19 protein-coding genes and 1 other RNA gene are annotated in these 21,279 nt (G+C 34.6%); 4 read left to right on the top strand and 16 right to left on the bottom strand.

Annotated elements, in window-relative coordinates; all coding sequences use genetic code 11:
* Nucleotides 1-64: 64 nt before the first annotated feature.
* The gene (locus tag LKE46_RS10370) at nucleotides 65-1,225 is read left to right on the top strand and encodes a S1C family serine protease (RefSeq protein ID WP_291721547.1); all 1,161 of its coding nucleotides are present in this window, start codon (nucleotides 65-67) and stop codon (nucleotides 1,223-1,225) included.
* Between the two features lie 25 nt (nucleotides 1,226-1,250).
* Here the strand turns inward: LKE46_RS10370 and lgt are convergent, their stop codons facing one another.
* Both lgt and LKE46_RS10380 read right to left on the bottom strand, forming a co-directional pair.
* Nucleotides 1,251-2,021, bottom strand: a complete 771-nt coding sequence (gene lgt, locus LKE46_RS10375) for a prolipoprotein diacylglyceryl transferase (RefSeq protein WP_291721550.1) — start codon at nucleotides 2,019-2,021, stop codon at nucleotides 1,251-1,253.
* A gap of 51 nt (nucleotides 2,022-2,072) precedes the next feature.
* The gene (locus LKE46_RS10380) at nucleotides 2,073-3,356 is read right to left on the bottom strand and encodes an NRAMP family divalent metal transporter (RefSeq protein ID WP_291721555.1); all 1,284 of its coding nucleotides are present in this window, start codon (nucleotides 3,354-3,356) and stop codon (nucleotides 2,073-2,075) included.
* A gap of 166 nt (nucleotides 3,357-3,522) precedes the next feature.
* Between LKE46_RS10380 and LKE46_RS10385 the strand changes: the two genes are divergently transcribed.
* On the top strand, nucleotides 3,523-4,131 hold the full coding sequence (locus LKE46_RS10385; RefSeq protein WP_291721558.1) for a helix-turn-helix domain-containing protein: 609 nt from the start codon (nucleotides 3,523-3,525) through the stop codon (nucleotides 4,129-4,131).
* Here LKE46_RS10385 and LKE46_RS10390 read toward each other — a convergent pair whose 3' ends face one another.
* Entirely contained in the window at nucleotides 4,132-5,001 is an 870-nt protein-coding gene (locus tag LKE46_RS10390; RefSeq protein ID WP_291721560.1) for a radical SAM protein, read from the bottom strand.
* A 196-nt stretch (nucleotides 5,002-5,197) separates the two neighbouring features.
* Here LKE46_RS10390 and LKE46_RS10395 point away from each other — a divergent pair, with 196 nt between their 5' ends.
* A complete protein-coding gene (locus tag LKE46_RS10395; protein ID WP_291721563.1) occupies nucleotides 5,198-6,325 on the top strand; it encodes a GGDEF domain-containing protein in 1,128 nt (375 codons plus the stop codon).
* Between the two features lie 32 nt (nucleotides 6,326-6,357).
* Here the strand turns inward: LKE46_RS10395 and rnpB are convergent.
* The 8 genes from rnpB to LKE46_RS10435 form a co-directional block, all read right to left on the bottom strand.
* Nucleotides 6,358-6,702, bottom strand: an RNA gene (gene rnpB / locus LKE46_RS10400) — RNase P RNA component class A.
* Between the two features lie 14 nt (nucleotides 6,703-6,716).
* Nucleotides 6,717-7,457, bottom strand: a complete 741-nt coding sequence (locus tag LKE46_RS10405; protein ID WP_291721566.1) for a zinc ribbon domain-containing protein — start codon at nucleotides 7,455-7,457, stop codon at nucleotides 6,717-6,719.
* 91 nt (nucleotides 7,458-7,548) lie between these two features.
* Nucleotides 7,549-8,367 carry a Nif3-like dinuclear metal center hexameric protein gene (locus LKE46_RS10410; RefSeq protein ID WP_291721569.1) on the bottom strand — a complete coding sequence of 273 codons (819 nt, stop codon included), beginning with the start codon at nucleotides 8,365-8,367 and terminating at the stop codon, nucleotides 7,549-7,551.
* A complete protein-coding gene (locus LKE46_RS10415) occupies nucleotides 8,358-9,047 on the bottom strand; it encodes a tRNA (adenine(22)-N(1))-methyltransferase (protein ID WP_291721574.1) in 690 nt (229 codons plus the stop codon). The genes LKE46_RS10410 and LKE46_RS10415 overlap by 10 nt, the downstream gene beginning before the upstream one ends.
* Before the next feature lie 31 nt (nucleotides 9,048-9,078).
* Complete coding sequence (locus LKE46_RS10420; protein ID WP_291721577.1) at nucleotides 9,079-9,966, bottom strand: PH domain-containing protein; 888 nt, start codon at nucleotides 9,964-9,966, stop codon at nucleotides 9,079-9,081.
* 75 nt (nucleotides 9,967-10,041) lie between these two features.
* Nucleotides 10,042-11,106 (bottom strand): RNA polymerase sigma factor RpoD, encoded by a 1,065-nt coding sequence (gene rpoD, locus LKE46_RS10425; protein WP_291721581.1) that lies wholly within the window; start codon nucleotides 11,104-11,106, stop codon nucleotides 10,042-10,044.
* 20 nt (nucleotides 11,107-11,126) lie between these two features.
* Nucleotides 11,127-12,899 (bottom strand): DNA primase, encoded by a 1,773-nt coding sequence (gene dnaG / locus LKE46_RS10430; protein WP_291721583.1) that lies wholly within the window; start codon nucleotides 12,897-12,899, stop codon nucleotides 11,127-11,129.
* 208 nt (nucleotides 12,900-13,107) lie between these two features.
* Nucleotides 13,108-14,136: a deoxyguanosinetriphosphate triphosphohydrolase gene (locus tag LKE46_RS10435; RefSeq protein WP_291721585.1), complete on the bottom strand. Its 1,029-nt coding sequence runs from the start codon at nucleotides 14,134-14,136 to the stop codon at nucleotides 13,108-13,110.
* Between the two features lie 121 nt (nucleotides 14,137-14,257).
* Here LKE46_RS10435 and LKE46_RS10440 point away from each other — a divergent pair, with 121 nt between their 5' ends.
* Nucleotides 14,258-15,304, top strand: a complete 1,047-nt coding sequence (locus tag LKE46_RS10440; protein ID WP_291721588.1) for a CotS family spore coat protein — start codon at nucleotides 14,258-14,260, stop codon at nucleotides 15,302-15,304.
* Between the two features lie 58 nt (nucleotides 15,305-15,362).
* On the opposite strand, the gene ppdK is transcribed toward LKE46_RS10440, so the two are convergent.
* From ppdK to era, 5 genes are all read right to left on the bottom strand, one after another.
* A complete protein-coding gene (ppdK, locus tag LKE46_RS10445; protein WP_291721590.1) occupies nucleotides 15,363-17,993 on the bottom strand; it encodes a pyruvate, phosphate dikinase in 2,631 nt (876 codons plus the stop codon).
* An 84-nt stretch (nucleotides 17,994-18,077) separates the two neighbouring features.
* Nucleotides 18,078-18,719, bottom strand: a complete 642-nt coding sequence (locus LKE46_RS10450) for a helix-turn-helix transcriptional regulator (RefSeq protein ID WP_291721593.1) — start codon at nucleotides 18,717-18,719, stop codon at nucleotides 18,078-18,080.
* Between the two features lie 257 nt (nucleotides 18,720-18,976).
* Complete coding sequence (locus LKE46_RS10455) at nucleotides 18,977-19,582, bottom strand: DUF4342 domain-containing protein (protein WP_291721596.1); 606 nt, start codon at nucleotides 19,580-19,582, stop codon at nucleotides 18,977-18,979.
* 22 nt (nucleotides 19,583-19,604) lie between these two features.
* On the bottom strand, nucleotides 19,605-20,369 hold the full coding sequence (recO, locus tag LKE46_RS10460) for a DNA repair protein RecO (protein ID WP_291721599.1): 765 nt from the start codon (nucleotides 20,367-20,369) through the stop codon (nucleotides 19,605-19,607).
* Nucleotides 20,370-20,372: 3 nt separating this feature from the next.
* Nucleotides 20,373-21,257, bottom strand: a complete 885-nt coding sequence (era, locus tag LKE46_RS10465) for a GTPase Era (RefSeq protein WP_291721602.1) — start codon at nucleotides 21,255-21,257, stop codon at nucleotides 20,373-20,375.
* Nucleotides 21,258-21,279: the final 22 nt, after the last annotated feature.

A 21,279-nucleotide genomic window follows, 5' to 3' on the forward strand; every position in this document is an offset into this window, starting at 1 on the left:
ATAGGGCTGTAACAAATCAAAAGTATTATATAGATATAAATTTGACAAGGAGGTTAACTATATTATGGAGAATTTTAAAAAAGAAAAGGAGAACTCCTTTAAACATAGATTCAAATTTAAGGGAGGAAGATTATTATCTTATATTGCAGTGGCAGTAGTAGCAAGTTTGATTGGCGGAAGCATATCCGCAGCGGCATTTTTGTATATACTACCAAATACAGATTTTTTCAAAAACACCCCACTGTATGAAAGTGTTGCAAATTCAGTTAAGATTCCACAATCCCAGGTTTCCAATGTATCTACAAACTCCAGCTCAAATAAAAGTAGTGGCCTAAGTGTAGCTGAAATAGCCAAAAGGGTAAGTCCTGCAGTAGTCGGTGTATCTGTAAAGACAATTTCCCAGGGCAGCTATTTTGGATTTTCAGGCAATGGAGGCATGCAGGAGGAGGACGGCATGGGTTCCGGTATTATTATAAATTCAGATGGATATATACTTACCAATTATCATGTAGTACAGGGAGCCCAAACTGTAAGTGTAATACTTAACAACAAAAAGGAAGTACCTGCCAAAGTAGTAAACTATAATGCAAATCAGGATCTTGCCGTTATAAAAGTAACCACCAAAGTTGCAATGCCAGCTGTTGCTGAACTTGGCGATTCTTCAAAGCTGCAGGTAGGTGACCCGGTAGTTGCCATTGGAAATCCTCTTGGCAAGGAACTTCTGGGATCTGTAACAAGCGGAATCATAAGCGCTACAAACAGAGAGATAAGTGTTGGTGATACTTCTCAGAGTTTTTTACAGACAGATGCGGCTATAAATCCCGGAAACAGCGGTGGAGCCCTCGTAAATTCACTTGGACAGGTAGTAGGTGTGAACTCCGCCAAAATAGGTGGTGACGTGGAGGGAATAGGATTTTCTATTCCAATAAATACCGTAAAGTCTAAATTGAGCGGACTTTTGAAGCCATCATTAAAGATTGGGATTGCATGTATAGATTCCGATCAGGGTGTTTATATAGCAGAAGTTGAAAGATCAAGTCCTGCCGAAAAGGCCGGTTTGCAGGTAGATGACATAATACAGAAATTTGACGGAAAAAAAGTTACATCGGTAAATGAAATAAATGAGATAAAAGCAAAACACAAATCCGGTGACACTGTTTCCATTGTAGTATCACGTGACGGCAAGATAAAAACTTTAAATCTTACATTAGTAGAATCCGAATAATAAATATCACCACTGCATTAATTTATCAATGCAGTGGTTTCTGTTTTTTTGATCTGATTACTATAAGAAATACAATACTGAATATTATACCTAAAATACTTACAAGCTGTGCCATTCTAATGGGGCCAATCATGAGGCTGTCAGTTCTGAGCCCTTCAATAAAAAATCTTCCGAGAGAGTAAAGTCCTATGTAAGCTGCTATCACAGTACCTTTCTCATGCTTTCTTCTGAATATATATACAAGAACAATACATATCAGCAAATTCCATATGGATTCATACAGGAAGGTGGGATGATAATAAACTCCATCTATATGCATTCCCCTCTGTATAAATCCAGGGAATCTGCTGATGAATTCGTAACTTACCTGGCCCCCGTGTGCTTCTCCATTAAAAAAATTTCCCCATCTTCCAATAGCCTGTGCAAGTACTATGGAAGGAGCGAGAAGATCGGCTATTTTTGCAAAATCCTTGTTCTTATATCGTGTATATATATAGGCGGCAGTGAGGCCGAATATAAGTCCTCCATGTATTGCAAGTCCTCCCAGTCTTATATTGAAAATATCCGCTAAATTTCCCCTGTAGTCCTGAAACTGAAATATGACATAGTATACCCTTGCACCTATTATGGCAAATGGAAATGCAATTAAAAATATATCTACAATAGTATCAAAATCATAATTTCCCTTTCTGCAATTTATATTTGCCAATATAAAGGCAGCCACAATACCAACAGCTATTATTACACCGTACCACCTTATTTGAAATCCACCTATTGAAAAAGCTACTGGATTCATATGAAGTCACTTCCTCTACTAAATATAGACCTATTGTAGCAATATTTACATTTAAAAACAACCCGTAATGAAATTAAGTGTCAAAAGTACAATTACAGTTACAAGTATCATTACAACTACATTTGCCCTTATATTTACAAATACTCCGTTTACATACTTCCCCATAAGTTCCTTCTTGTTGGTCAGCATCAACAGGAAAACAAGTATCGGTACCATGAGGAAGCCACCTATAACTTGCGTTAAAACAGCCATATAGTTCAAGGGAAGATTCGGTATCAAGGATATGATTGCCGCCAGGATCACGCTTCCAATATAAACTGCATAAAACCTTGGTGCTTCAGATATTTTTGAATTCAAGCTGTGATCCCAATTAAAGGCTTCCGATACACACCAGGTTGTAGAAAGGGATATTGTAATTGAAGCCAGAAGTCCTGCATTAAAAAGTCCAATTCCAAATAAAATTCCGGATATACTTCCAATGTTGCTGCTGAATGCAGTTATAACTGCAGCAGGTCCCATACTGTCCAGATTACCTACTTTGCCAAACAGTGCTGCCCCGGAAATAATAACACATATAGCAACCGCTGCCTGTATCACACAACCTGCCGCTGTATCTATACGTCCAAATTTTATATTGTTCTTCACAATTCCCTTGTCTATACAGGCACTTCCCTGAAAAAAGATCATCCATGGAGCCACTGAATTTCCAACTATGGCGGCAATATACCATAATATATTCCCATTTCCCTTTGTATAGTTCCAGCTGACAAACGTATCAATTATTTTTCCTGTATCAGGATGTGTCATGAAAGCTATTATGACAAATACTATGTTAAAAAAACCAATGAACAGAGACAACCTCTCTTTTGTCCAATACCCTGAAAAAGTTATTACAGACAATACCAGTGCAAGACTTACCACAACACCAATCCACATAGGTATTCCAAGTACAATCAATCCGGCAGACATTCCTATAAATTCTGTGGTAAGCATCAATATATTTTCTATGAAAATGGCTGTGACATTATATTTCATCCAGAACTTGCCATAATATTTTCCTATAAGAGCTGTAAATCCTTTCTGTGTTACAACACTAAGCCTCATGGACATCTCCTGAATTGTATAAGTAATAAAAGCCAGGCAAATGGAAAGTGGTATAAAAAAACTTGTTCCAAATTTGGCTCCAGTTATACAATATGAAATAAGCCCACCTGCATCATTGTCTCCCATAGCTGCCAAAAATCCCGGTCCTATAATACTAAAGAGAATAAGTAATTTGTTTTTATTACATTTAGTGTCACTGACAATATTAAAATCTTCCTGTAACTCACTCATCTTTTTGTCACCTCTCAGGCTCAATATTTAATCCTAATACATAATATACGAAAATCTCAAAATTGTTTCTCATCTGTCAACTTAATGTTGAAATTATATAAACACTTAAATATTGAACAATATACTGCATATAATGTACTAACAATACTTTTATGAGGTGATAAATATGGATTCAAACTACCAGAAATCCCAATTGGGTGGAATGTTAAAATCGATTTTAAAGGATAGATCAATCTCAATGAGAAAATTGAGCAAATTAACAGGTATAGATACCGCAACTATTTCCAGAATTATAAACGGGAAACAGAGAGCAAACATAAATCATATTGAAAAACTTTCAAGACACCTGAATGTGCCCATGGAAGTGCTTTTGAAATCTGCTGGCTACAACATAGGAGAAAGTAATACAGACTCATCAGAAATATTAAATGTGATGAATTCATTAAACTATAAATGTGACATAGACAAAATAAAAGCAGAGCTGGAAAAATACGAACAGTATGCATTGACTCCGGAAGGTAAAAATATAATATATAAGGATTTTCAAAAAAAACTTGAGGGTATAAACGGGAGTGGATTTTTTGTAGAAAAGCTGCAAAACATGTACAGCGAGTTTGTGAAAAAAGATATTTCCAGGGAAAAACAAGCCATACTCGGCAGCTGTCTGCTTTATTTCATACTTTCTGCAGATATTATACCCGACTATGTTTTTCCAATTGGATACATCGATGATATCAAGGCCCTTGAACTGGTTGAACAGAAAATGAAATCATAATTACAACATTCTGAATTTTTCAGGCTTGTATCCATGTTGTCCCTTTAAAACCCCGTCAATTATATTTATTAACTTCTCTTTGTCCATTGATAATGTTCCTCCCAGGGATACATAATTCGAGGCATGGTTACTTCTGAAAATACAGTTGTCAACATCAATATTTTTAACAAGCTCCCTGGTTTCAAGCATAACCTCTTCAGGGCCTAGAAGTCTAAACCGTCCGCATTCTATATCTGCATACATCTGAGTTCCCTTTTCAACCATAAGAGTAAGCAGTCCTACATAATCAGGGCAAATGGAATTTATGACTTTCGCAGACTCTCTGGCATTCTCCCTCCACTTGTCCTTTCCACCTATTCCAGAAATAAATGTAGTAGAAAGCTTGATTCCGCTGCTTTTTACCTTTCTCCCTGCTTCTATTATTTCAGAAGCTGCAGCCCCTTTCTTTATTTCATTCAATATTTTATCACTGCCACTTTCAATTCCCATATACAAAATTCCTACCCCAAGATTTTTCAATTCCCTGAGTTCATCCAGTGACTTTCTTAAAATATCTCCTGGAGTTGCATAGGCTGAAATCCTCCTGCACTCCGGGAAAAGTGTATTTATCTTGAACAATATTTCCTTTAATTTTTTCATTGGAAGTACCAGCGCATCTCCGTCTGCAAGAAATATTCGATCTACATAACCATAGATCCTTCTGGCTTCATTCAGATCCTTATATATTTCTTCTGTACTTCTTATTCTGAATCTCTTATTCCTGTACATACTGCAGAAACTGCATTTATTATGTGCACATCCTATTGTAACCTGAATTATAAGGCTCCTAGCTTCACTTGGTGGCCTATATACAATCCCTTCATATTCCATGACAATTTCCTCCTTTAACTTTAGTCCATTATATCAAAAATACAGTAAAATAAAAAATATCAGGCCTGTAAAATCCTATTTATTGTATGTTTCTCCGGTCTTCCACCGACAATTCTGTTGATAAAATCAACCGGGAGTAGTAAAATTTATACATAACGAAAAAGGTAATAAATTTGAACTTGGAGGTTTCTTATCAATGAAAGATAATGATAAGTATGCTATGTCCTTTTTTGGTGGATTTGTAGACAAGGATTTAGAAATGGAATTTTTACATTACGATATCAATTATTCTTCAAGGCTTACAGGGAATATGGCTCTTATATTTGGAGCTATATATATGTCGTTTATAATTTCAGACTATTTTGTCATTAAAAGCCTGTCTTTATTCATGACTATATCGTTCATCAGAGTAGTATTTTTTATTTTGTCGATAATTATATATTTTAGGGTAAAGAAAATCAACAGCTATTTTAGTATTATCCGTATAACAACAGCATACGAAATTGTATTTTTTATTTCTTTTATAGTTTTGGTATTTGAATATGGACCCAACGGTTTAATACCATTCTTCAGCATAATGGCTATTACTTGGGGAATATATATTATGCCAAATAAACTCATCAATACACAAATTATTTCTGTCTTTTTCAATCTATTTTTTTTGATTATCTACACTAATTGTATAGAATACATAGAAACGGATGTACTTTTAAAAGCTGTTAAATACTGTATAATATTCATTATATTTGGAAATATGAAAGCATATATGAGCAATTTTTATAGGAGAAAACAATTTGCAAATAGCAAAAGACTTTTAAGATTGTCAGCAACCGATCCACTTACAGGAATATATAATAGAGGAAAATTCGATCAGGAACTCAACTGGTGGACTGAGTATTGTAATATGTATGGGAAGCCCCTTTCACTGATTATCTTCGACATTGACGACTTTAAAAAAATCAATGATAATTACGGGCATCTTGTCGGTGACAGTGTCCTGAAAACTACAACATCAATAATAAAAGATGAGCTTCGAAGTACTGATATCTTTGCCAGATGGGGCGGTGATGAATTTGTAATACTTTTCCCCGATACTGCCATAAATGATACTTTGAGAATAACGGAAAGAATAAGGGTCTGTATCCTGAAAAATAAATATGACAGAATAGATAATATCACCTGCAGTTTTGGACTGGTATCACTTCAGAAAAATGAAAATACACAGTCAATGCTGCAAAGAGCAGATAAGTTTCTTTACAAAGCCAAAAGTCAAGGGAAAAATACTATTGCAGCAGAAACAGGCAGCAAATCGGTGGCAAAATAAAAAGCACCGAGCCGTGAGCCCAGTGTTTTCAGTATCTGAGTAAATCTATAAGCCGAGTTCTGTATTAGACAATCATCTATCTAGACCTATTGTTGCCAATAGATTCCAGCGATACTACCCGAAAGCAAAGCGGGCCACTTTTTTAATGCTTTCCTATTCGATCTTGCTCCAGATGGGGTTTACATAGCCGCAAAGTCACCATTGCGCTGGTAAGCTCTTACCTCACCTTTCCACCTTTACCGAAAAAATTCGGAAGTATATCTCTGTTGCACTATCCTTCAAGTTACCTTGACTGGGAGTTACCCAGCATCCTGCCCTGTGGAGCTCGGACTTTCCTCTCCTGTATAAAATACAGCAGCGATTGTCTGACTTACTCGCAAGTAAGATAATATCATACTATTTTTGTTTTTTCAAGAAGTTTTTTATCATTGCAGTTACAATAAATTATCCTTCCGCAGTTGTCACAATATACTATACTTCTATTTTTGCTTATGTCATCCAGTGTTATGGCCGATACTTTCATTCTGCATCCCTGGCATATTCCTCCCTCAAGCTGTGCTGCTCCTGTTCCCCTTACTTTCAATATTTCATAGAATTTATCCAGTATTTCTTTGGGAATCTTTTTTTCCAGCTTGCGTATATTTTGTTCAGCCTCCTTTACTTTTTCTCTAGTCTTCAATATTTCTTTATTGTGAATTTCCTTGCATTTATAAAAATTATCCTTAAGCACAATAAGCTTATCCTTACTTGTAATTTTCTTTTTGGCGAATTCATCTTCCTCATACAACAACTCCAGATTCCTATCCTCCGTATTCTTCAATTCCTCTTTTTTTACTTCAATAGATTTTCCCAGCCTGTTCATCAACTTCAAATCATACTTTAAATTGCTGTAGAGCTTATTTTCATCTTCCGAGATTTCCCTCTTTATACTTTCAATTTTGATATCTATAACTTTAATGTTCTTCTCTATATTATTGAGTTTTTCCTTTATAATCATATAATTCTTCTTCTCTTCTTCAAACTCTTTTTTGATTTTTTTCATATGATTCAAGTTCTCATCATTCTTGGGCTTCTTTTCTGAATTTTTTACTATTTGTATGTTCTCCTGAATTTGAATTAATAGATCTAGCATATAATAAATTCCTCCTTATTTTCAATTTGCTTGTTTCAAGATAAATGGGGACAAAAAAAGTAGAAATGAACATATAATTCACTTCTACTTATCACTTATATTTGTACGGATCTGCATTTGTCTTAGACAAAATAACATTATTTTGAAATCCCATAGCTTCTATTCTATTCTTCAAATAATCTGCTACCCTGGAAATAGCTGGCCACTCAGTTCCAAAATGTCCTGCATCTATGACAGCTATACCTTCTTCATTAAAATCACTTACATAATGATAGGTTGTATCTCCTGTTATAATACAATCTGCCCCCAACATTTTTGCCTTGTAAAAATAGTCCTTTCCACTTCCATTTATAACAGCAACCTTTTTTATGATTTTATTGTCATCTCCAACATATCTCAAATGCTTGATTTGTAATTTTTCCTTTACTTGAACACAGAGTTCTGCTAGGGTAATAGAACTTTCAAGCTCTGAAAACCTTCCTATTCCTGAATGTGATGTAAAATAATCCCTGTCAATGCAGCAGTGTTCAATAATACTGGAGTTTTTAAAATTCAGCATCTGCATTATTATATCATTCAAGCCCCCAAAAGTAGAATCCAGATTAGTATGACTTGAATATACATTTATATCATTTTTTATAAGTTTAATTATCTTAAGTCCGGTAAGCGTATCTGTGGTTATTGATTTAGGTTTTGAAAACAGGAGTGGATGATGGGTAAAAATAAGATTGCAGCCGTTATTTTTTGCCTCTTCAATTACCTCCAGAGTGCAGTCCAGTGAAACCAGAACAGACTTAACTTCATTTTTCATGTTTCCTATCATCAAGCCGACATTATCATAGTCTTCCTTCAATCTTGAAGGTGCATATTGTTCCATTATGTCGTGTATATCCTTTACTTTCAGAGGCATTTAATCAACTCCTGTAATCTAATTATCTTTCTCTCCAAATCTGACTTTTTCTTTTTGGCAGACTTGCTTTCTTCCCCTATATAACCAAGTATATTTTCATACTTTTGTATCTTTCGGTTTATAAATTTTGCGAGAAGTGGATGTTTCTTTTCCAATAATTTTTCACCGACTTCATAAAATATACAGTCTGATTTTCTTATATTGTTACCATACTCTATTTTTATTATCTCATAAAATATATTTTCGTCAATACACAAATCTTCATCAATTATTTTAAATCCTGCATTATATATGTACTTTCTAAGTACCTCGGGATTTTGAACAGGCTGGAGTATAAAATTTTTAGCACTTTTAAATACAGAAATATTCTCATTTATTATGTCTCTTATGAGATTCCCGCCCATTCCTGCAATTACAATCACCTGGGCCTCTCCCGATGTTATGGTATTAAGACCGCTTCCAAGCCTGCACTCTATTTTATCCTGCAGTCCTTCCACCCTTATGTTTATATTGGCCTTGTTTATCGGGCCCTTGTTTATGTCTGACGCTATTGCCCTGCTGCATATGTTGTTTTTCACAAGATATACTGGAATATATGCATGATCGGTACCTATATCAGCCATACAATCGCATCTGTCCACCATATCACATATACTTTTCAATCTTAAACTGAGATTCATGTTTTATCTCCATTTCCAATGATCTAAAATTCTATTTAAAAGTTAATATTACTCTCATCTGCATCATTAAAAACACAACAGCTGCTATTATGGCTATGAGCATAAACTTATAGGAAGACTTTCTGTCGTATTTTGCATATAAGAAACCTGCATAATACATACAAAACAATATAGCCATATTAAGCAGGCCGTAACTCATCTGTTTAAATGCAAACTGCTTTCCCGTTCCGAATTTTTCAGGTGTAAAATCCGTATTGAATGTCAAAGGCATTCTTGCTGGAATTGTATTGCTGAAATACATTATTATAGGATTTAGGGTAATTATAATTACAACTACTGCTGCTATTGAAAAAAGCAGTAGAAATTTCCTGTCCCTTTTGATGCCTGGGGTTTTCACAGCACTGTTTTCCCAGCTTGATTTTTTTACACCCCTGAACTCGATTTGTTTTTCAAAATCGTCAAAATCATCAGGTGAAATGCCGTAATTGGCAGTAATGGTATTTAAATATATTATATTTTTCATAGAGGTAACAAACATATATGTAGTTCCAATTTTATCTATAAAGGATTTACCAATGGCAAAATTATTTTTTCCATGCCCCGACAATTTTACACCTTTTATATGTCCATGAGATTTTTGATATGCATTAATCGAAGAAAAAGGTATCCTCTCTTTCTTCAATCCAAATATACTGTTTATATATACAGCCGATTCATCTATAGAATAGCTGAGAGTCCTGCATAGGGCAATATAATAGATCTCATATATATTGAATATTATCAAAGTCAATTTTAAGAGATTTGACAGTTCATAGGAATCTATAAAATAGTAAATCAGCAAAAATATGATATTGTACAGCACAGTTATTCCCAAAATGTAATATATTCCCATACCCTTTGCAGATTTATAATTTTTCAAACCATCACCTCCCTGAATACAATTATAACATATATCTGATTTCAGTTATAATTAAAAGCACCTTTACAGGGTGCTTTAATCCAGATAATCCTTTAATTTTTTGCTTCTGCTTGGATGTCTCAGCTTTCTGAGTGCCTTTGCCTCTATCTGTCTTATTCTCTCTCGTGTAACGTTGAATTTTTTCCCCACCTCTTCCAAAGTCCTGGCTCTGCCGTCATCAAGTCCGAATCTCAATCTCAGCACTTTTTCCTCTCTTGGAGTTAAGGTGTCAAGTACATTTATAAGCTGTTCCTTGAGCATGGTAAAAGCTGCAGCTTCTGCAGGGGCTGGTGCCTCATCATCCGGTATAAAATCTCCAAGATGGCTGTCTTCCTCTTCACCAATAGGTGTCTCCAATGATACTGGTTCCTGGGCTATTTTCATTATTTCTCTTACCTTATCCACCGGCATTTCCATTATTTTTGCCACTTCTTCAGGCTGCGGCTCTCTTCCAAGTTCCTGGAGGAGCTGTCTTGAAACCCTTATAAGCTTATTTATTGTTTCTACCATATGAACAGGTATCCTTATGGTCCTGGCCTGGTCTGCAATAGCTCTAGTTATAGCCTGCCTTATCCACCATGTAGCATAGGTACTGAATTTAAATCCCTTTCTGTAATTGAATTTTTCCACTGCCTTTATAAGTCCCAGATTTCCTTCCTGAATAAGATCCAGAAACAGCATTCCCCTGCCAACATATCTCTTGGCTATACTGACAACTAATCTTAAATTTGCCTCTGCCAACTTTTTCTTCGCAATTTGATCTCCATTTTCAATCCTCTGTGCCAGATCAACTTCCTCTTCAGGAAGAAGCAGGGGCACTTTCCCTATTTCTTTCAAATACATTCTAACAGGATCATCTATTGCTACTCCCTCAGGTACGGACAGATCCAAATTCTTATCTTCTTCTGCATCTTCATGCATGTCACCTATTACTTCAATACCCATAGATTCCAGCACTTCATATATCTTCTCTATTTGTTCCGGATTTAAGTCCACTTCTTCCAGTTCATTCATTATTTCTTTGTAAGTTAGGCTGTTAGTCTTCTTACCTTTTTCTATAAGTTTTTTGACTATCTGCATTTTTGAACTTTTATCCTTCATTTTTTTGCCTCCCTTAACCATTACTGTATTTCACCAATCCTTTTTTGAATTTTTATAAGTTCCTGTGCCAATTTAAGTGATTCATCAAATTTTCCCTGGATTTCATACTGCTTTATCCTATCAATAACCCTTAATTTATATTGTTCCAATCTATGTTTTTTTATCTTGTTTACAAAACTATCTACCATATATTTATAATCATAATTTCCATATATAATCTGCGTATCCAATATATTGACCCATTCTTTGGATGTATCAACATCATTGCATTTAGCTTCTATATGAACAATTCTATGTGATTTATCCAAACTCGAACTTTCAAAAATATATTTATAAATTTTTTTATGACTTTCAAGTATTAGTTCATCTTCATTTAAATTGTCCCGTACATATTTCAATGCATCATTGTCCTGCAATATCAATTTGAGAAGTGACCTCTCCGCTTTTAAATATGCAGGTTCTAAATATAATTTTTGTCCAAAATACTCATCTGTATTCATATTTGAAGCTTTTTTTGTATTTTTTTGAATATTTCCATTTAGCATGTCATAAAGTACCTGAAGCCTTATTCCGGTTTCTTCAGATAACTTTTTTATATAGATTTCATTTTCTATTGGATCAACATCTTTTAGTACAGTTAAAACACGTTCAGTATATTTTATTTTACTCTCATAATCATCTGGATTTAAACTCTTTCTGATACTTTCAATTCTATAGTCTGTAAGTGGAAGGGATTTTTCAACCAATTTCAAGAATTCCTCTTTCCCATTTTTCCTGATAAATTCATCCGGATCTTTCCCACTTGGTATCATAAGAACTCTTACATCCAGTCCGGCATTTTTCAGTATGTTCAATCCCCTTAAAGTCGCCATCTGTCCTGCAGTATCTGCATCATAAGCTATTATTACCCTATCCGCATATCTCTTCATGAGCTTTGCCTGACCTGTAGTAAGGGCAGTACCTAAAGATGCCACAGTATTTGTAATACCACCCTGATGAAGTGATATGCAGTCCATATATCCTTCTACCATGATCAAGCTTTTAGATGTATTGTCTTTTATTGCAAAATTCAATCCGTATAGATTAGTACCCTTTTTAAATAGAGCAGTTTCTGGAGAATTCAAATACTTAGGTTTTGAATCATCCATAACCCTTCCTCCAAATCCTATAATCCTCCCTCTATAATCAAATACCGGAAAAATTATCCTATTCCTAAATCTATCATAATAATTTCCCTGACGATTTTTTATTATAAGTCCATCCGATAACATATCCAGTTCAGTAAAACCCTTTCTCTTTAAATATCTGAGCATGGCATTCCAGCTGTCAGCAGAATATCCCAGCCCAAATTTTCTCATGGTATTTACTGTTATTTCCCTATTCAAAAGATAATTCCTTGCTCTTTCATTCCTATTAAGACAGGAAAAAAAATATCTGGCAGCTTCAACATTCAATCTATATAATTTTTCAAAACTATTTCCTCTGCTCCCGTTTTTATTCCCATCATACTCCAAATCTATGTTTGCCCTTTCAGCTAATAGCTTAACTGCCTCCGGAAAGCTCATGTTTTTTGTCTTCATGACAAAGGTTATGACATTTCCCGCTTCCCCACACCCAAAACATTTATATATCTGTTTTTCTTCAGATACGCTGAAGGACGGAGTTTTTTCATGGTGAAAAGGGCATAACCCCACATAATTTCTTCCGGTTCTTTTTAACTTTACAGTTTCAGATATTACATCAACTATATTATTTTCATCCTTTACTTTTTGAATGACATCTTCCGATATCACAAAGCAACTACCACCTATCTGAAATTATTGTACCAAGTTTTAATATATTCGACAGAAAATATTATATTCCTGCTTTATATTGTATTTTTTATTTTTTTAACTTGTTAATCTACTATATATATTCTTTACAAATACTAAATATCCTTCAACAAATAAAATATTTAATACGAACATTTCTATTTTACCCATATGCTATTAAAAAATATTCCTAATATACCATATTTTTAGGTATGTATATGTCATTGAACAACATCAAACAATAATCATCACTCATCCCTGATATATAATCAGTTACCCCCCTTAAAAGTCCTTCCATTTCGACTATCTTTCTATAAAACCCGGGCATTTTATCGGGATATTTATAAAAGTGATTGAATACCTGCCTTAATACAAACTTTGCCTTTTGTCTTTCCTCCTTGAGGAAATTGCCATGATATATTTCTTCAAACATGAAATTTCTAAGTTCATCCAAAGCCTTAAATACCTCGCTGCTCAACGAAACTTTCATTATTCCCTTTTTAATATTCTCTATAGTTGTATATATGCAGTCGGTAACCAATGTATTAATTCTCTCGCTGTTTGTTTTTCCAAGAATGCATCTGGGATTTTGCGGCAGATCGTCTGACTTCAAAATACCTGCCCTTATTGAATCGTCTATATCATGATTTATGTAAGCTATTTTATCACTGTACTTAACTACCTGTCCTTCAAGGGTAAATGCCGCTATTTCAGGATTTGAAAATCCACTGTGTTTTAAGACACCGTCCAGCACTTCCCTGGTCAAATTAAGTCCTTTTCCGTCTTTTTCTATTCTCGTCAATACTCTTATACTGTTTTCAGTATGTTTAAAACCTCCGGGGACTAATTCATTCAGCACCTCTTCGCCGCTGTGTGCAAAAGGTACATGTCCTATATCATGCGCCATGGCTATAGCTTCTATCAAATCTTCATTCAAGCCAATTCCCTTGCCTATAGTTTTACCGATCTGATTTACTTCCAGCGTGTGGGTAAGCCTTGTTCTATAATGATCCCCATATACTCTTATATATACCTGTGTCTTATGCTTGAGCCGTCTAAATGATTTACTGTGGATGATCCTGTCCCTGTCAACCATAAACGCAGTTCTTATGTTGTCACTTTCTTCATATTCATATCTTCCTTTCGTCCTGCAGGAAAATGCTGCCTGAGGTATCAATATCAATTTTTCCTTTTGTTCTATCTGCTCTCTTATTAGCATATAAATCACCCTAGATTATTAATTCTACTTTTACTTTCAAAATTCCTTTTTAATGATAATGTATAATGTAAAAAAATATTTAATATTATTATAGAGAAGTATTTTTTAAGGGGTCTGGTAAATGGATATAAATTTATTATCTGAAGAAAATGTAAAAAAATACGTACTTCCCTATTATGATCTTCAGAATGCTGATATAAATAGAATAAAATTCAAGAATACAGAAAAACAGAGAGCCGTATATAAAGTGGATCATTCAGGTAAGAGCTATTGTTTAAAAAAAGTATATTTTGATGAAGCTGAACTTCTATTTGTATATTCTGCAGTAGAATGGCTTTACAGAAATAATATAAATGTTCCCAGAATTCTAGCTACAAATAACCATGGCAGATTTGTAAAATATGAAAATATGCTTTTTATACTCACTCCATGGATATTAGGTGAAAAATGCAATTATGACAGTATAAATGATGTAATCGCTGCAATTTCAAATTTGTCCCATATGCATAATGCGAGCAGAAATTTCAGTCCCATTTCTGGAAGCAGTATAAGAAAAAATTTTGAACACATAAGTCTATCTTTCCAAAAACACCTTAATCAACTTTTAAATTGTTCAAATTTAGCTTTCCATCATGATGACAATTTTTCAGAGCTGTTTATGGAAAATTTCGACGAAAATTACATTCTGGCTGAAATATCTTCCAAGATATCACAGACTATAGATTATGACAAATTACATTCGTCACTGTGTCATCTTGATTATGTAAATAAAAATATAATATTTGATAGCAGCAGAAATATCTGGATAATAGATTTTGACAAATGTACTACGGCACACTGCTCTCATGATATATCCTATTTTTTGAGAAGATTTTTAAAAAGGACAAATACAAACTGGAACCTGGATTATGCAGAAGCCTGTCTGGAAGCCTATGAGGAAAATTCCCCCCTGAATTTGGACGATTACAAGTATATAATTTCATATTTGTCTTTTCCTCAAAAATTTTGGAAAATATCACGGGATTATTACAATAATATAACCAAGTGCAATCACAATTCTTTTTTTTATATACTTAAAAAAACATCAGATAATACAGCTGCGCAGTTAGAATTCATAATTCAATTTGGAAAATATGTTGAAAAAAAATTTAATACAATGCTGAAGTAAACTTGAAAAACGCCATAAAATAAATTTTACGGCGTTTTAATATATAACTTTTTAATATTTATCTAGGATTTTTCACCTGTGCCTGAGCTGCTGCAAGTCTTGCCAGAGGAACTCTAAACGGTGAACACGAAACATAATCAAGTCCTATATTGTGACAGAACTCTACAGATGATGGATCTCCTCCATGTTCTCCACATATTCCAAGATGTATGTCAGGTCTTGTCTTTCTTCCCAGCTTGACTGCTATATCCACCAGCTTTCCTACACCCTTCTGGTCCAGTCTCTGGAATGGATCGAATTCATATATCTTATTATCATAATAATAATTCAGGAATTTTCCAGCATCATCCCTTGAAAAACCGAATGTCATCTGAGTCAGGTCATTTGTTCCAAAAGAGAAAAATTCAGCTTCCTCCGCTATTTCATCTGCTGTAATAGCAGCTCTAGGTATTTCTATCATAGTACCAACCTTGTACTTTAAATCAATTCCAGATTTCTCTATTATTTCATCTGCAACTCTTACAATTATATCCTTAACATACTTCAATTCCTTGAGTTCTCCCACAAGAGGTATCATTATCTCAGGAACAATATCATATCCTTTTCTCTTCTTAACATCTATTGCGGCCTCGATTATAGCCCTGGTCTGCATTTCCCCTATTTCAGGATATGAAACTGTAAGTCTGCATCCCCTGTGTCCCATCATAGGATTGAATTCATGAAGTGATTCTATTGTTGACTTTAATTCCTCAAAACTTATATTCATTTCCTTTGCCAGACCTTGTATATCTTCATCCTCTGTCGGCAGGAATTCATGAAGAGGAGGATCCAGAAATCTAATTGTAACGGGTCTTCCTTCCATTGCCTCATATATACCTATAAAATCCTCTTTCTGCATAGGAAGTATACTGTTCAGTGCCGCCCTTCTCTGTTCTTCATTATTTGATACTATCATCCTTCTAACAGCTGGTATTCTATCTTCATCAAAGAACATATGCTCTGTTCTGCAGAGTCCTACACCTTCCGCACCAAATTTAACTGCCTGTGCTGCATCTCTTGGAGTATCCGCATTTGTTCTTACCTTTAATTTTCTAATACTATCAGCCCATCCCATGAATATTCCAAAATATCCCGTTATTTCCGGTGCAGTTGTCTTTATTGCTTCTCCATATACATTTCCAGTGCTTCCATCCAGTGATATGTAATCACCCTCTTTATAAGTTTTGCCAAGCACTTCAAGTATCTTTTCAGTTTCATTTACATTTATATCTCCACATCCTGCCACGCAGCATCTACCCATGCCTCTTGCTACAACCGCTGCATGGGATGTCATTCCACCCCTTACTGTAAGTATTCCTTCTGCTGCCACCATCCCTTCTATATCTTCAGGAGATGTTTCAAGTCTTACAAGTATTACCTTTTCACCCTGATCATGATGCTTTTTTGCGGAATCCGCTGTAAAATAAATCTTTCCGCAGGCAGCTCCTGGTGATGCAGGAAGTCCAGTTGCAATTACAGCAGCTTTTCCCAGTTTATTTTTATCAAAATTAGGATGCAGAAGAGTATCAAGCTGTTTAGGTTCAACTTTCAAGAGAGCTTCCTCTTTAGTTATAAGGCCTTCATTTACCATATCAACTGCTACCTTAAGTGCAGCCTGTGCAGTTCTTTTTCCATTTCTAGTCTGTAGAAAATACAATTTTCCCTGCTCTATGGTAAACTCCATATCCTGCATATCCTTATAGTGCTTTTCAAGATTATGTGCAATCTTGACAAACTGATCATAACATTCAGGAAGATCCTCTTCCAATTTGGCTATTGGCTGGGGAGTTCTTACACCTGATACAACATCTTCACCCTGGGCGTTTATAAGATATTCACCAAATATATTTTTTTCTCCCGTCGCCGGATTTCTTGTAAAAGCAACTCCGGTACCTGAAGTATTTCCCATATTTCCAAACACCATGCATTGAACGTTTACAGCAGTCCCCCAGTCCCCAGGAATATCATTCAGCCTTCTATATACTACTGCCCTTGGGTTCTCCCATGATCTGAATACCGCCGTAATGGCTTCAATAAGCTGTTCTCTTGGATCCTGCGGGAAGTCACTTCCTATATCATCCTTGTATATTTTTTTAAATCTTGCAATTGCATTTTTCAAATCTTCCGCAGTTAATTCTGTATCGTACTTTATTCCCTTGGAATCTTTTATTTCATCAAGCACATCTTCAAATTTTCTCTTTTCAATTCCCCTGACAACATCTGAAAACATCTGGATGAACCTTCTATAAGAATCATATGCAAATCTCTCATTATTTGTAAGCTTGGCTACTGCCTTTACCGAATCATCGTTTAATCCCAGATTCAATATTGTATCCATCATTCCAGGCATTGAGACTCTTGCTCCTGATCTTACTGAAACAAGCAAAGGATTGTCCAAACTTCCAAACTTCTTTCCTGTAGTCTCTTCAAGCTTTTTCAGGCTTGAGTAGATTTGATCTGTAATTTCATCATTTATTTTTTTCTTGTCTTCATGGTATTTGGTACATGCCTCTGTAGTTACAGTAAACCCATGTGGAACAGGTATTCCCAAATTAGTCATTTCTGCCAGATTGGCACCTTTCCCTCCAAGCAGATTCCTCATACCAGCATTTCCTTCACTGAAAAGATAAACATATTTTTTTCCTTCCATGAAATGTACATCCCCTTCTCTATAATATTTGCATTCAACTATATTGATTATATATAAACGGAATAACCCGTTTACTTGCCTTAATTATTTGTTTTTTCCCATTTTTACAAAGAGTCTTGTTATATTTGTTTTTGAAATCTTTCCCACTATCTTGAGTTTATCTTTAGAATCATTTTTAAACTTTTCAACTACTGGAAGGCTATCTACTTCATGTTCGATAATCTTCCGGGCTGCCAGATAAGCAGAATCCTTTCTCTCTACAAATATTATGTTAGGCATTCTGGTCATTATTATTCCAACAGGTACTTTGCGCATGTCAGTACCCCCTATAGCTATTTTCAAGAAATCCTTACGTGAAACAGCTCCGGTCAGGATACCTTCATTCTCTATAAAAAGAGTCCCAACATCATTTAAAAATAAATTGACTACTGCATCATATATATTAGTATTCTCATCAACCACAATTGGTTTTGACATTATGTTCTCAACACTTATATTCCTTATATAATCATATAAAAGACTATATGAAGGTTTTTTTGAATATATATAACCAACCTTTGGCTTAGCTTCCAATATTCCTGTCATAGTTAATACTGATAGATCCGATCTAAGTGCCGCTCTCGTAACTCCAACTCTGTCTGCTAGCTGCTCACTTGTTATAGGTGCATTTTCCTTGACTAATTCTATTATTTTATTTTGTCTGTTTGAAAATTTAATACCATCCACCTTCTTTCCACATAGTAAGCCATTGTTGAAAATCTACAGATTCAAATTTGCTTTTAAAGTTATTATACCACATATATATAATAAATAGTATAGCATTTTTATTTTTGTTCATACATTAATACATCTAGCCTAACAATATACTTTGCACTGTTCTGTTATAACTATATGCAATATGTGTTACACTAATTAAAATCCATATTATAGAAATAATTCCCCAATATTGTCCCGCCATAAATTGGCGGGACAATACCTAGCTCCTAATTTTCATTTTTATCTTCATTATCATCTTTTTTATCCTTACTATCATTATCATCTGTATCTATATCATCAAACTTTACAGTATACCTATAGGTAGTTTCATCACTGTGCTTTTTTGCAAATTTGTCTTTTACTGATGCAGCTGTATCGAAAACTTTGTCTTTAACATCATTTACAGTAGTTTTGACTCCATTTTTGATTATCTTGTTGACTACTTCCACGGTTCCGTCATCTTTAGTTATTTCTATAGTCACCTTTGTAAATACGGCTGTAAGTATTCCAATGGCAATCAGCGGCGGCCATACAAGTGCCGTAAGAGTAGCTACAATACCTGCGTTTACAGGAATATCTACAACAACTTTATCATCCCGCTTTATTTTTATTCTGTTTACATTGCCTTTTTTTACTGTATCTTTAAGCCATTCCATGAATTCATCCCTGGTAGTATAAATACTGTCCTTTGCAGTTTTCTTATTGTTTTCAATGTATATAAGAGCATCCACCACATTTCCATCACATGCTTCAAGTGCTTCCTTTGCATCGGCATAGCTTACACCAGTTCTTTCCCTTATAATATCGATTTTCTCCAATGTTATTTCACTCATTTTATCCTCTCCTCTTAATAATTTATTCTTTTATACTAGAGATGTAATTTAAAGTTTCAAGACTTTTGGGTTTTCTAAAGTAATTCTGAGATATAATAAGTTTAAGAATTCCATATATCTCACCTTTTATTTCCCTTGACAAATTTATCCTATATACTTTTTCAAGTGGTATTTTTGAAATATATTTGAGAGCATTAAAAGAAGCGTTCTTTACTGGCAGGCCGCCTGTTTTCTCGCATTCATCACATATACCTCCCAGATACTGCATGCTCAAATAATTGGAAGTATTTATCTTCTTTCTGCATATTGCACAATTTTCAAAATTTATTCCATAACCTGTAGCTTCCAGAATCTTTAGTTCAAAAGCTCTTGCAAGGGTTTCCATATCAACAGCATTATTTTTCATAAGATAAAGTGCAGTGACTAAATTTACAAACAAAAATCTGCTGCTTTCATGATCCTCCATTGCTATGTCAATTAATTCGCAAAAGTAAGATGCATAAGTTAAAGTATCCAAATCTCCAAGGAGATTCTGGAAGGAGTCTATTATACTGCCTTCATCTATAATATAAAACTTTTTTCCCCTGTAAAGTATATAATCACCATAACAGAACTGAAGTGTTGCAGAAAAAAGTTTATTTCTAGTTTTCTTTGCTCCTCTAACTATTGTAGATATTTTCCCCAATTCCTCAGTAAATAACCAGACAATTTTGTCATTTTCCCTTATATCCTGAGTCTTGATTATAACTGCACGTGTTTTTAATATAGTCAGAAAACCATCTCCCAATTTTTATTGTTTGTACCCAAGTTCTCTCAAAAGTCCACTGCTGTCTCTCCATTCCTTTTTAACTTTTACCCATATATTCAAGTACACTTTTGAATCTAGAAATTTCTCCATATCCTGCCTTGCATATGTGGATATCTTTTTTAGCATAAGCCCGCCCCTGCCTATTATTATTCCCTTGTGGGACATTTTCTCACATAGTATGGTGGCCTCTATATTGTAAATACCCTTTTTATTTTTTTTCATCGACATTATTTCAACAGCTATACCATGAGGTACCTCTTCAGACAATAATTTAAGAGCCTTTTCTCTTATAATTTCAGATATTATAAATCTTTCCTGTTTATCTATTATCATATCGTCAGGATAATATTTAGGTCCTTCTTTCATGTACTTTACTATGAGACTTTTAAGTTCCTCTATATTATTGCCTTTAAGTGCAGAAATAGGTATGTATTCTTTAAAATCAAATTCTTCCGAATACACTTTGAGAGTTTGGGCCACTTTATCCTGGGAATTCTCATCCACCTTGTTTAATACGAAAAATACCGGCACTTTGAATCCCTTCAAATCCTGCAATATACGTCTGTCTCCATTTTTCACCTTTCCTTCAGGCGTGGTCAGGAACAACACAAGATCCACATCTTTTAGTGATTCCATGGCAGATTTCACCATGTACTCTCCCAATTTGTGCTTTGGATTATGAATTCCCGGTGTATCCACAAATACAAGCTGGAAATCCTTCTCCGTAAGTATTGCCTGTATATTGTTTCTGGTAGTCTGCGGTCTGCAGGATACTATTGAAAGTTTTTCTCCGATTAACTTGTTCAGCAATGTTGATTTCCCTACATTAGGCATACCAACTATGGTTATAAATCCTGATTTAAACATCACACAATTCTCCTCATAAATA

The organism is Clostridium sp. (assembly GCF_022482905.1).
In the GTDB taxonomy this organism is placed as follows: Bacteria; Bacillota; Clostridia; order Clostridiales; family Clostridiaceae; genus Clostridium_B.

What these genes read in the sequence shown, in the direction of transcription:
- LKE46_RS10435 (WP_291721585.1), bottom strand. Translation starts at nt 14,136, where the DNA reads ATGCTAATAAGAGAGCAGATAGAACAAAAGGAAAAATTGATATTGATA.
- ppdK (WP_291721590.1), bottom strand. Translation starts at nt 17,993, where the DNA reads ATGGAAGGAAAAAAATATGTTTATCTTTTCAGTGAAGGAAATGCTGGT.
- era (WP_291721602.1), bottom strand. Translation starts at nt 21,257, where the DNA reads ATGTTTAAATCAGGATTTATAACCATAGTTGGTATGCCTAATGTAGGG.
- LKE46_RS10440 (WP_291721588.1), top strand. Translation starts at nt 14,258, where the DNA reads ATGGATATAAATTTATTATCTGAAGAAAATGTAAAAAAATACGTACTT.
- LKE46_RS10395 (WP_291721563.1), top strand. Translation starts at nt 5,198, where the DNA reads ATGAAAGATAATGATAAGTATGCTATGTCCTTTTTTGGTGGATTTGTA.
- lgt (WP_291721550.1), bottom strand. Translation starts at nt 2,021, where the DNA reads ATGAATCCAGTAGCTTTTTCAATAGGTGGATTTCAAATAAGGTGGTAC.
- LKE46_RS10385 (WP_291721558.1), top strand. Translation starts at nt 3,523, where the DNA reads ATGGATTCAAACTACCAGAAATCCCAATTGGGTGGAATGTTAAAATCG.
- LKE46_RS10390 (WP_291721560.1), bottom strand. Translation starts at nt 5,001, where the DNA reads ATGGAATATGAAGGGATTGTATATAGGCCACCAAGTGAAGCTAGGAGC.
- LKE46_RS10370 (WP_291721547.1), top strand. Translation starts at nt 65, where the DNA reads ATGGAGAATTTTAAAAAAGAAAAGGAGAACTCCTTTAAACATAGATTC.
- LKE46_RS10415 (WP_291721574.1), bottom strand. Translation starts at nt 9,047, where the DNA reads ATGAATCTCAGTTTAAGATTGAAAAGTATATGTGATATGGTGGACAGA.
- rpoD (WP_291721581.1), bottom strand. Translation starts at nt 11,106, where the DNA reads ATGAAGGATAAAAGTTCAAAAATGCAGATAGTCAAAAAACTTATAGAA.
- LKE46_RS10455 (WP_291721596.1), bottom strand. Translation starts at nt 19,582, where the DNA reads ATGAGTGAAATAACATTGGAGAAAATCGATATTATAAGGGAAAGAACT.
- LKE46_RS10380 (WP_291721555.1), bottom strand. Translation starts at nt 3,356, where the DNA reads ATGAGTGAGTTACAGGAAGATTTTAATATTGTCAGTGACACTAAATGT.
- LKE46_RS10410 (WP_291721569.1), bottom strand. Translation starts at nt 8,367, where the DNA reads ATGCCTCTGAAAGTAAAGGATATACACGACATAATGGAACAATATGCA.
- LKE46_RS10405 (WP_291721566.1), bottom strand. Translation starts at nt 7,457, where the DNA reads ATGCTAGATCTATTAATTCAAATTCAGGAGAACATACAAATAGTAAAA.